This window comes from Rhodopirellula maiorica SM1 (assembly GCF_000346295.1).
In the GTDB taxonomy this organism is placed as follows: Bacteria; Planctomycetota; Planctomycetia; order Pirellulales; family Pirellulaceae; genus Novipirellula; species Novipirellula maiorica.
Genome location: NZ_ANOG01000677.1, coordinates 1 through 11,722 on the forward strand (window position 1 = coordinate 1; position 11,722 = coordinate 11,722).

Annotated in this window: 10 protein-coding genes; 5 read left to right on the forward strand and 5 right to left on the reverse strand. The window is 52.9% G+C overall.

Annotation, left to right across the window (positions count from 1 at the left end; all coding sequences use genetic code 11):
- Both RMSM_RS37205 and RMSM_RS21675 read right to left on the reverse strand, forming a co-directional pair.
- Positions 1–444, reverse strand: a 444-nt coding sequence (locus tag RMSM_RS37205; RefSeq protein ID WP_008701312.1) for a DUF1569 domain-containing protein, incomplete at its 3' end; no start/stop codon positions are given.
- A gap of 291 nt (positions 445–735) precedes the next feature.
- Entirely contained in the window at positions 736–1,005 is a 270-nt protein-coding gene (locus RMSM_RS21675; RefSeq protein ID WP_008701314.1) for a hypothetical protein, read from the reverse strand.
- Positions 1,006–1,500: 495 nt separating this feature from the next.
- Between RMSM_RS21675 and RMSM_RS21680 the strand changes: the two genes are divergently transcribed.
- From RMSM_RS21680 to RMSM_RS21695, 4 genes are all read left to right on the forward strand, one after another.
- A complete protein-coding gene (locus tag RMSM_RS21680) occupies positions 1,501–2,067 on the forward strand; it encodes an OsmC family protein (protein WP_008701317.1) in 567 nt (188 codons plus the stop codon).
- A 523-nt stretch (positions 2,068–2,590) separates the two neighbouring features.
- Positions 2,591–5,209, forward strand: a complete 2,619-nt coding sequence (locus tag RMSM_RS21685; RefSeq protein WP_008701320.1) for an alpha/beta hydrolase-fold protein — start codon at positions 2,591–2,593, stop codon at positions 5,207–5,209.
- 421 nt (positions 5,210–5,630) lie between these two features.
- Positions 5,631–5,969 carry a hypothetical protein gene (locus RMSM_RS21690; RefSeq protein ID WP_040768800.1) on the forward strand — a complete coding sequence of 113 codons (339 nt, stop codon included), beginning with the start codon at positions 5,631–5,633 and terminating at the stop codon, positions 5,967–5,969.
- Positions 5,970–6,326: 357 nt separating this feature from the next.
- Complete coding sequence (locus tag RMSM_RS21695; protein ID WP_008701327.1) at positions 6,327–7,223, forward strand: hypothetical protein; 897 nt, start codon at positions 6,327–6,329, stop codon at positions 7,221–7,223.
- A gap of 26 nt (positions 7,224–7,249) precedes the next feature.
- Here RMSM_RS21695 and RMSM_RS21700 read toward each other — a convergent pair whose 3' ends face one another.
- The 3 genes from RMSM_RS21700 to RMSM_RS42900 all read right to left on the reverse strand — a co-directional run bounded on the left by RMSM_RS21700 (position 7,250) and on the right by RMSM_RS42900 (position 10,256).
- Positions 7,250–7,576 (reverse strand): DUF6572 domain-containing protein, encoded by a 327-nt coding sequence (locus tag RMSM_RS21700; RefSeq protein ID WP_008701328.1) that lies wholly within the window; start codon positions 7,574–7,576, stop codon positions 7,250–7,252.
- 537 nt (positions 7,577–8,113) lie between these two features.
- Positions 8,114–9,103 (reverse strand): hypothetical protein, encoded by a 990-nt coding sequence (locus tag RMSM_RS42895; RefSeq protein WP_236622246.1) that lies wholly within the window; start codon positions 9,101–9,103, stop codon positions 8,114–8,116.
- The gene (locus RMSM_RS42900; protein ID WP_236622247.1) at positions 9,066–10,256 is read right to left on the reverse strand and encodes a hypothetical protein; all 1,191 of its coding nucleotides are present in this window, start codon (positions 10,254–10,256) and stop codon (positions 9,066–9,068) included. Before RMSM_RS42900 ends, RMSM_RS42895 begins: the two co-directional genes overlap by 38 nt.
- 375 nt (positions 10,257–10,631) lie before the next feature.
- Between RMSM_RS42900 and RMSM_RS21710 the strand changes: the two genes are divergently transcribed.
- Entirely contained in the window at positions 10,632–11,717 is a 1,086-nt protein-coding gene (locus tag RMSM_RS21710; protein ID WP_008701335.1) for a hypothetical protein, read from the forward strand.
- The last annotated feature ends 5 nt before the right edge of the window (positions 11,718–11,722 follow it).

Here is an 11,722-nt window from a genome sequence, read left to right on the forward strand (position 1 = left end):
GCCAAGGTGATGGGCTGAGTGCAGCCACATGAATTGCCGCCAGTCGTCCGCTGTCAAGTTGTCAACAAACGGGTAATCGTCAAACGATCCATCATACTTCTCCGCTCGACCGATGACTTCGATACAGTGATCGATAATCACATCGTCGTCCGCAGCGGAGGACGTTTTGGGTTTCAAACGCTCAATCGTCGGCACGCTAGACATTTTTCGTGTTCGCAGCAGTCGCCTAAAAATCCAATGGCCGATCGTGGCACGCAAGATCCATGGCATTCGAAAACCAAACCCCTCCATGCCCCCGGTCATCGTGTGAGTCAGATGTTCGCAAATTTGCGTCAAGTTCCAATTCTTGGACTTCGTGTACCCACCGCGGCGCAGTCGCTCGATCTCCGCGACAACTTCATCACCGGTATGAAAGTCCAACTCGCGTTTCGCTACCTTGCTCATTGTTCGCCTGCTTACCAAATCGAATAAACGAGAAATCAAAACAACAGCATATCGCGTCGTCCCGTGGTAGAGCAACGTTGGCAAACGACTTGGGCGCTGCTCCGTCCATTAAAGCGACAAAGAATTTCGGAACCGTGTCTAGCAGGCTTGTTGATTTAGTCGTACGACGGACTTCCTCGTCCGTCGAATACAGCAATGACGGACAAGGTAGTCGATCAGTCACCCATTGCTATAGGAAACTTTACGGAATCAACAAGCCGCTTGCGCCAAAGCGTCTTATAGACGATCTGCTTAGCGAAGTCGTCGGCGTTTCCAAGCCAAGTAGTTTGCCATCGCAGGATGCGATTTGAGCGTGTCAATCGAGTAGTAGTGTCGTCCAATTTCCTTTTCGTCCGGAATGAAATTGTGGATCGAACGGTGACACATCTTACAAACGGAAATCGTCTGCCGCATTTCCTCCTTGGTGAATCGGCGTTTCCACCAAGTTTTGCGATGACAGTGTCGGGGGATCAGGTGGTGTTCGTTGTAGGCTTGATCCACCTCGCACAGCACACACAACATCGACGCTCCTTTCAGGTAATCCTCTGGCAAACAAACTTTCTTTCCCTACTGAAAACTCCGCGCAACCTACAACGGCGGGTGGAACATATTCCTCTCCAACTGTTAATCATTGTAGTCTCGTTGCCAACTCTGCCGGAAAATTGATGCCGAGCGACCGCCTCCATCGTCACTCGGATAAGTAGCGACGTGTCGGCAGCTCCAGTCAGGAATCATTGGGTAAAATCCCATTAGCTGCCTAGGCGCTAGCCCCGGTTGAATGTCGGAACCGTGGCTAGCGGCTTGCTGATTTAATCGAAATGCGAATCGCATTGGTCAGCCGTGGGCCGTAAGGCACCGGGTAATGTATAGCCCCGGACGCTCACGCGCGCGTGACGGCTCACTAAATCAACGAGCCGCCAGCGCCAAAGCGGCTAATATACGGAAAGACTCCTACCTAGCTGCTTCATAGCAAGAAGGAAACTCACCCGCCCCTTCACTCGCACAGGAAACTAAACCATGACGTCACACGAACCTGCCACGCCCATCGTCCGCAAAATCGAAGAATCCTCGGATCCCGATGAGCATGGATCCAGTTTGCAGCCTGTTCAGAAACGGGAAGTCGTGTTGCGACTGGAGGCTGAATCGCTGGACAACATGCGTAAGCGAGCAACGGTCCGAGTCGATCAACCCAAAGGCAGCACCTTCGAAATCATCTGCGACGAAGGCTCGTACTTGGACGGCGACGATTCCGCGCCGCCGCCACTGGCGTACTACAGTGCCAGCATCGCGTTCTGCCTGTTGACTCAGCTATCGCGTTACGCGAAGGTGAAGAAACTGAATATCCGCAGCATGAAGCTGGCCCAGGAAACGCGATTCAGGATGGAGGGATCCGTTATCAAAGGAACGCTGGCTGGCCAGGGCGTCGAAGTGGTCACTCATTTGGACATCGAATCGGATGAACCGGAGGAAGTGATTCGTCAGATGATCGAGGTCGGCAAGAACAGCTGTTTCATCCACCAGTCGATCATGAATCCAGTGCCATCAACGATTCAAGCAAAAGTCAACGGACAGGTGCTCAGCTGATTGTATGCTTTGAGAAGTCATTCGGAAGGCGGGCAGGCTTTCAGTAGATTCTCTGTTTTGGCACGATCGGCTCGTTGATTGCGTGAGCCGTGGGCCGTAAGGCACCGGGTAATGCGTGGCCCCCGGCCGCTCACGCGCAAGCGGCTCACTAAATCAAAGGGCATTAGCCGCTTTAGCGATAAGCTGGATTGCTAATAATTTTGGGCAATCGCGTGTTTTAGGTTGTACAGTTTTTCTGCCATCTCTCCATCAACTTCTACGCCTGACCGACATCGCCATGACGATCCCGTGTTTCCCTCCATACCTCTCGGTTGCGTTTCGGTTAAGATACCTCGATCTCTCGCGAATTCCCGGCTGCGAGATAGCGAAAAACCGTCGGCAAATCCCCAAACGTCTTGACGACTTGCGCTGCGACGTGAACACTCATTTCTAACTGTGTTAATACACGAGCCCGCTAAGCACGAGCGTTTCGGCATGATGTGTCCTGCCAACTTCCCTTCCTAACACCAGGCAACCACTCTCGATGATACGAAATCTGCATTCGGTCTCAGTAAAATCCTTCACTTGCCTCGCCATCGTCCTTTGGTTTGGATTCGCCCAACGTTGCTCGGCCCAGGAAACGGTCGCCGCAAAAAGTGCTCGCGAGGTTCAGGCAGGCATTCCGACTGGCAAGCTCACCCGAGGCGTGTTTGAACAGAGCAAGCTGTTTCCTGGAACACGACGCGACTACGCTGTTTACGTGCCAGCCCAGTACACCCCCGACCAACCGGCTAACTTGATGGTGTTCATGGATGGAATGAATTACGCCAAGCCGGGCGGTGCGTTTCGCGTTCCCGTCGTCTTTGACAATCTGATTCACCAGAAGGCGATACCAGTCACTGTCGCCGTGTTCGTGAATCCGGGTACGATTCCGGCAACGCAGCGGGGCGCCGCCAACCGCAGCAACCGCTCGTATGAGTACGATTCGCTTGGCGATCGTTACGCGAACTTCCTGGTTGATGAGTTTTTGCCCGTCGCACTCGAAGGGATCAATGTATCCGACGATCCAGCGGACCGCGCCGTGTGCGGGATTTCATCAGGCGGCATTTGCGCCTTTACCGTTGCTTGGGAGAAACCGGAACAGTTCAGCAAGGTTCTCAGTCATATCGGCAGCTTCACGAACATTCGGGGCGGATGGGCTTATCCCGGCCTGGTCCGCAAAACGAAAGACAAGCCAAAGCCAATCAAAGTCTATCTGCAAGAAGGCAACGACGACCTCAGTAATCTGCATGGCAACTGGCCACTCGGCAATCGTTCGCTCGCGGCGGCACTACAGTACGCGGGCTACCCCTACAAACTGGTGATGACCGAGGGAGGACATAGCGGCAAGTGGGGCGGGCTTGAACTTCCCAATGCTCTTCGTTGGCTGTGGGACGACGACGCCGAATCGACAAACATTCCGTCCACCGCGACCAAGCCGGCCTGGGAACCGCACCCCGACGCGGTCCCACGCGACGATGTGCCTCACGGTACCGTCGAGGTCATGAAGCCCTGGGAATCGAAGATCTTCCCCGACACGATTCGCGACTGGGCCGTCTATGTTCCCGCTCAATACGACAAGGACACGCCCGCTGCGTTGATGGTGTTCCAAGATGGCGAACGCATGCGTGACGTGAACGGACGCTGGCGAGTACCGGTCGTGTTTGACAACCTAATCGCGCGCGGAGACATGCCGCCTACGATCGCCGTCTTTCTGAATCCAGGCCACCACAAATCGAAACCACGCCAAGGCAACAAGTCGTCCAACCGCAGCTTTGAGTACGACGGGTTGGGGGATCGTTACGCAAGTTTCTTGATCGAAGAAATTCTGCCAGAAGTGGAATTGCGTTACAATGTTTCCGACGATCCCAAGATGCGTGCGATCGGTGGATCCAGTTCTGGTGCGATCTGTGCCTTTACTGTTGCTTGGGAGCGGACCGACCAATTCCAAAAAGTCTATAGCAGTGTCGGCAGCTTCACCAATCTACGTGGTGGCGATGCCTATGCGGGACTCGTACGAAAAACGGAACCCAAGCCGATTCGTGTTTATATGGCCGACACCAGTGGCGACGTCGATAATGCGTTTGGAAGTTGGCCGATCGCCAACCAGCAGATGGCATCGTCGCTGAAGTACATGGGCTATGACGCCCGATTCGATTGGGCCGAAGGCTTCATGCACAACGCGGACTACGGTAGTTCGCGTTTTCCCGATGCGATGAAGTGGCTATGGCGAAACGAAGCTCACTCGCCAACCATCGACACCAGCGACGATCTACGTGGCGACCTGACGCTGCTGAATCTGCTTGTGCTTGGTGAGTCTTGGAAAGTCGTGGCCGAGGATCTGGGCTTTGCCGATGCACCGTGCAGCGACGATCAGGGCAACTTCTACTTCTGCGATATGAAGGCACCTGCGGTTTACCGTGTCGACGCAATCAGTGGCGAAAAATCCGTGATTGCGAAGGAGTCCGTCAGCGGACTCGAATTTGGCCCCGACGGAGTGCTATACGCATGCCAAGGCAAACAGAAACGCGTGATCTCCATCGACGCAACCAACGGCGATGTGAATGTGGTCGCATCCGATGTGCAACCCAACGACATGGCGATCTCCAAGGACGGCTTCATATTCATCACCGAGACGCGAGCGAAGCAAGTCACGCGAATCAACATCAAGACGGGTGAGGTTTCGGTCGTCGACACTGGCATCACACGCCCTAACGGAATTGCACTGTCGAATGACGGCGGAACGCTGGCCGTTTCCGATCATGGTGGTCCCTACACGTGGACATTCCGCGTCAACGCGGGTGGCGAACTGGACGCGAAGATCCCGACCATGCCGATGCGACTGCCGATCGACCCCAAGGGTGAATTCAAGTTCAACGAACCACCGCCCTACAGCTCCGTTTCTCGTGGCGATGGCATGTGCGTCGATGAAGCGGGTCGATATTACGTCACCAGCGAGTTAGGCGTGCAAATCTTTGACCCCACGGGACGTCCATGCGGCGTCCTTCCCAAACCCGACAAGACGATGCCGTTAACCAGTTGCACGCTCGCGGGCAAGAACCACGAGACCCTTTACATCACAAACGGCTCTACGGTCTACCAGCGTCAACTGAAGATCCAATAGAGAATTTGGACCGGTTCCTAACCTGCTAGGCAGGAGTCTTTCAGTACGTTAGCCGTTTTGGCGCTAGCCACGGTTCCGACATTCAACCGGGGCAAGCGCCGAACCGCAACGCTGTAAAACATTTTGTCGTAGCTACCTTCGCCAGAAGGTGGTGACTCGCATTTTCGCGGCAACCATCCACGCTCTGGCGAGCGCAGCTACGAAACGCAAATACCGTAATTTGCTGCCTCCAAATGCATCACAGCGCTTGCCCAAACGGCCAACCGGATATCCCCCCATCATTGCTGCCTGCCTGTTTGCTGCAATGAAAATTGGCAGAATGATTGACGGGCAAAATGATTAGAAACCAAACGATCTCGATCTTGGAAATCATTTTGCCAAATAATCATTCTGCCAAACAACCGCTTAAGCATGTAGGCAGATGTCTTTCGGTATATTTATTGTGCTGAAGCTAGGGGCAAAATTGATACACCCTCCAATCTCAGCGTTTGGAAAGACGGATGCCGATGTCCTGGACACAAGTAATTGGCGATATATCGAGGCGAAGTATTCAGAGGCAGCGGCAAGCCCAAAGCTGAAGAAAGGTAATTCCGTCTTAGACAACGCTTTTGTCGACCAAACGGGAAGTGCTATTTTCGCCAAGATCTTGAAGGCTACCGAAGAGGGCTATGAATTTGCGCTTCGCGCACCAAACGCCACCGCAACAAAGGCGAAGCTACTCGACTGGGTAAACAATAAAAACAATCAAACGAGGCACTAGCGGATTGTTAATTTAATCAAAATGCAGATCGCAGTGGTGAGCCGTGGGCCGTAAGGCACCGGGTATGTGTGGGACCCGGCCGCTCACGCGTCACGGCTCACTAAACCAACAAGCAGCTAGCGGAAATGATTGAGGCAGCGAGCAATGATGGATCGTTGAAAAATGTGCCTCGACAGTTCGAAAACTAGATCGATTGTTCGATAAAAGCAGAGCAGATGTTCGTAAGAGTTATCCCATCTAAAGATAGATTCAATGCTTGCCGCTTGATACTGCCGAAACGGGGGCTACTGAGCGAGAATTCTTTCGATACCATCGCCAATGAGTCTCATGCCGTTAATCGGTTAAAAGAACGCGGCCATGAGTTACCCCTGCGTTGTTTTTTTTCGACCGAATCACTCAATAATCGGGTTCGGCGAAGGCAGTGATTACACTGGATTCAATTTGATCAAAGAGCAGCTGGTATCAGACCGACACCAGCCAGCCATCGAGTCAATATTCCAGCTGGAGGGGGTGCTTGTAGCTTTGAAATCGAAGGTTGGGGCAGTTGATGCAACGCTAACTAAGGACCGTCGAGAGTTTGTAGCATGCACATTTTGGGCGGCAACTGGAAATTTCGAATCTCGTTGCGAACAGATTTCGCGTTGCTTCCCGAGTCGCAAGCAGGAACTCTTTGCGGCAATGCTGGCTGGAAAAGAGTCGCTGTCTCAGATGGCTACCTACAAGTCCAAATTGGATTGCGGTTCAAATCTCACGATGCAGCCGTATAGAGACTCTGAGGCACTTACAGTTATGTATGCAATGAGAACTTGGAGAGATGAGCAGGCCAGGCTGCCAACATTCAATCTCTTGCATGAGGCAATGTTGTCAATAGACGGCGAGACTCCTGCGGAACTTGTGGTTTCTAGTCTCGCCAGCAATTATGACATTGCATATAAGTGCACTAGCGTCCTTGGCAAAGACTGGACGCTTAACGTGACGAGCGGGTATGCCAACGGATTTAATCCGTTCACGGATGGTGCGATTGGAAATATCTATCCGCTCTTGTGGTGGCAAGCGGAAGAGACTGACGATCCGTCTGAGGGCATCGCACTTAATCTGTGCAAGGGTGAGTCAGGAGACACACTCGAGCTCTGCGGTTTTTGCGAGAGAGAGGGTATTCGCGCTCTCCTGAAACGCATTAATGAAGGCTCGAGTGATTTGAGAGGGGCGGAGATCCAAGAGTGGTGTGAGGATCCATCCACTCGTTGGACCTAAGAACAACTTACTTGCCAATCAGTGTGTCATCCATAACGACTGGGAATGACTTCATAGACGACGCTTACTGATAGCCCTGGCGCACCGGGATGTTCCAGTCCGGTGATCTTTTGCATCGCTTCGGTAGGCGGGACCGCACAAGCTACGGCGATGGTCACGTCGTTGCGGTCGCATTCTGGGTGATCATCCTTGAGTTGTCCCACAATATATCTGAAATAGTTTTGCAACTTCTTTTGAAAAGCCTCGTACCGAGCCGTATCGTCAAGCAACCCATCGTCAACGATGATCAACTTCAGCCCACCGTCGCTCGACCGAGCAATCATGTCAATCGTATTTTCATCGGCGATCGTCATTAGCAATACTGACCCTCGTAAATGCGGTTTGATCGTTTAAGATTTGCCCGAATAGGGGCAGCGAACGTCAGCCGATTATGTTCACTTCCAACAGCAGATGCAAGCACATGTTTGCTAGAGCGTAAAAGAATGGTCGAAGTGAAATCAGACGAAGATAGGGAGTTGCTGCAAAACGCAGCGTGCCCGCTGAAGCGTGGGACAACGTATTCCATCCATCAGCGTCAACGTTAGTCAACCTCAGCGTTCCGGTCAGCACTCGATCGATGAGCCAGTGTCTCCTGCAAAACCGTTCGTGTCGGAGCAGACGGACGAAACAGCAAACATGGGAATTCTGGCGAATCCCACTACCTGGAGATGGCTCAATGGGTGCCAGAGTGGATGGTATTGGGGTAACGCTGAAATGCTAACAGTTTGGTGTCGACGTAATTTTTGGTTGCGAACCTTTCCTGCCACCTCTCCCCCACCGCGGCGCAAAAAAGCGACCATCGCGAGACGACGATGTTGGAGCCGCGAGCGCCAGAGGAACCACCCTGTGGATCAATACTTGATCACTGGTTCGCTAAACAGCGTTTGCGAACGATGGACACCGAAACCAACATAATGAATGCTCGTCAACGACTCGGAAAATGGCATCTGAAGGGTCTCGCCGTTTACCGTGAACGACGCAGTACGTTGGTCCAAGTCGACCTCTAGACGGCAGTCCAACTCGCGATCTTGCTTGATCGGTTTTTTTAAATCGTTGCCCCAGCTCGAATCGTTTTCAAAGAGCGTGATTTCATTGGCTCCGATCCAACTGCCGGCGCACACAGCAGCTTTGGCGTCTTCGTCACTGGACAACACAATCAGCCCGTTCTTTGTTGCCGAGCCGTTGCCAGATTTCATCTTCCAGGCGACCAAGATTTTGCCATTGGTGACTCCGCGCGGCAATTCTTTTAGCACGAACTGGGATGGCCCCGATGCCTCGACGCGATAACCGTAAGGTGATCGTGAGATTTCTGCCGTCCCGAAGTAGCCATCTGACTGCTTGGCAATTTGCTTATTGGGCGTTGCTGACTGCTTGACCGGAGTGACGTGCGGAGTGAACGTGGCGTCCGCATACGGTAATGAATCGCCTTCCAATTGAATCACCAATCCCGGTGCGGACGTGTCGCCAGGATTGCTAGCCGATGTGCCGATCCGCTGAATCAACGCTCCGTCGATCACCATCGTCGAACCGTCAATCCGCACGTCCTGCTTGATATCGATCGCTTCGTCGGCCAACAAATCTTGAGCCCAGACGTGGCTGAGATGTTCGATGTTGCCAGCAAATTCAAACACCAATTGTTGATAGTGGCCCGCGATCCCAATCGGCTGCGATGCATCTTTGATCTTCACGCTCACCTTCGCTCGTGGATGAAACCAAAGGTCATCGATGCTGACGCGGCCTTCGGTCGCAATCCCCGTGGGGCCATTGGGATAGGTCGTGGCACAGACATACGGAGGCTCGCCGTCAATTTCGACTTTGGGCAGCGGCATGTTGCGGGCCATGATGGCGGGGGCGCTTTGGCTGACCACTTTGCCATAAGTGTTGGACGTCCCAGGTGTCCCACTGCGTGAATTGACAGCGATCGACCAATTCATGTTCCGAAGACACGTAAACACCATCCCCGGCGGGAAACGCGGGAGCAATCCGAGCCCACCGACCGAAACGCTCGGCTTCGTTAATCCGCTTCTGCATGCGACGTTTGCCTGACAGTTGGTGGTGCAAGTCGCGGCCCTGCAGCGTTCGCTCGTCGAAGTTCGGGTGGCGTTTACTGGCAACCAAAACTCCCAATCCGATCGCGACGTTACAATCATCTTGCACGTTCAGTATCGAGCGGTATCGAGCTTGCTGTTGCGTTTGCTTCAGGATGTCGTGTGTTCGCCGCAGCGTCGTGACCGACATCAACAGCGGTGAAGCGTCGTAGGTCCGGAACGTGTCGGAATGCTGAAGACAATCGAGCATCGGTTGTTGAAGTTTTCCGCCGATCTCGTACACCGAAGGATACGAATCCAATTGTTGATCCCATTTCGGGTTCAGGTTGCCTCCGGCTCCCGTGATGTATTCGAGAATCAACTCGGGATAGATCTCCTGTTTGGCCTTGAACGCATTAAATTCATTGGTATCGCCGCCATCGATTTTCCAGTACCGGATCCCAGCGTATTTCGACCACTCGACAAACGTTCGTGCTTGCTCGAGCGTCACGTTACCGCGAGTCCAAATGCCCAGCGAATTCCAGCCCAGTGATTTGATGTCGTCGTTGAATCGCTTCAGCACCTCTTTGGGTTCAAGCCCCGCGTATCGAGGAAAATCGCTCGGTTCGGCAACGAGGTTAAAAAACGGTGGACCCCCGGCGATACGTTTGTTAGCGTCTTTCGTCTGCCATCCATGATCGGTCAAAAAAATGAAATCTTGCCGTCCGCGTTTCAGGTACGTCGTCGCCCAGCCATCGACTTCATTGAACAGCGCATGTTCATTGAGTTCCTCGCGTGCGGCGGAGTTTGAAACACCCTTCAAACTCTGCAAGTCCGTACCACGGCCGATCCAATAGTTTTGAGCATACCAGGTACACCAATAATTGGCGGTTTGCTCATTTGCGGGAGGGACCAGATTGGGACCGTCTGCCGACACCGTGGCGGATAACACCAGGCTCGCGATCAAGAGCTTCGTTGTTTGTCTACACGTCGTCATGGGCTTCAATATACCTGCGTTGGAATCTTGCTGTCGGCGAGGGCGACATGTTTTAAGGGAACATATGGGGGAAGAAGGTGAAAAACCTAGACGGGCAAGCAACGCGTGTGTGGATGCGTGGCGATGGAAAACCTTTGCCAGACAAACTTAGGAAGTGTATTAGCAATCATTGGGTGAAATCCCGTTAGCCGTTTGGGCGCTAGCCCCGGTTGGAATGTCAAAACCGTGGCTAGCGCCAAAGCGGCCAAATTAGTTAAAGACTCCTGCCTAGCACCCCAGGCGGACAGGTTTGGCCGACTAATTGGCTGAGGATATAGTTACTTTCTTTGAGTTTGAAGTTACAGCATGGCAGAAGTTCCGTATCACATAATCGTCAAAAGCCGCGACGTTCCGATTGACTCTTGTCTTGCTATTTTAAAGCGAGTGAACCAATCAATCGCCAATAGCCGCGGAGTAATCAGGGAGGAGATTCGCTTTACCGATTCGGAGAAAATGGTTGATGCCACGACTGCGTTCACTGGTGCTTTCATTCGACCTATTTCGCTAGAAAATTTCGCGGATGGAAGCGATGACCTCGTGGGGCTCGTGCGTTACAGCCATTGGCATGCTATCCCCGCTGACCTCGAGCATCAGTTGTTAACGACCGTTGATGAGGTCTTGCGATGGGAGCAGAGCGACTTTTCGATAAACATCAGCATCATGTTTGAAGGGTCGATCGCACCATTTATTGGCGTCGAACGATCAAGAGACAAGCGGAGTTGGAAGTGTTATACGGATACTTTTAACGAAGCCATTCGAAGGGGAAGCGTCTCCGTCGAATCGCAGAAAGACGCGTACGACCGACTTGCTCATGCGTTAGGCGCACCCTTTGGTCAGAGCGAGTGCTACTTCGAGATAGTTGACGGCTACTTGCAGTTTCACTCAGGACCGGACCCGCGGGTGTACTGTGACGATGGGAATCTCGGATTTGGCGACGCAAGAATGCAGCACCGCCTCGTCATACGCGCTGAAGACCAAGAGACGCCGCTGATCGTCGATGCGCTGAAATCATATATCGAGTATATCCAGTTGACGGGAAGGGTCGCTGTTCGCATAGGCCTTTTACGAGATCACTACGAAGCATGGCGAGAGGCGTTCGAGCATCGAGAGGCTGCATACGAATATCAATTTCAAGGGTTCCTTACGAATTCCGCTATCGATTTTCTCAGCGGCAAATCGACTTCCGTTCCCAAAGGCGTTGTTCCCTATGCGCAGTACTGGAGCCAAAGAAAGGGGGGAGGGGGAGTTTCATTGTCTCTCGACTTTGCCGACGATAGCGTACGATTTTGCCTTTCTGGAACTGAGAAAGTCTCCGAGGAAGGCATGAAAGATTTCCTTCGTGAGACGGGGCTTATGCAGTACACCGACGAATCATGCATGATTTTCCATTAGGATCG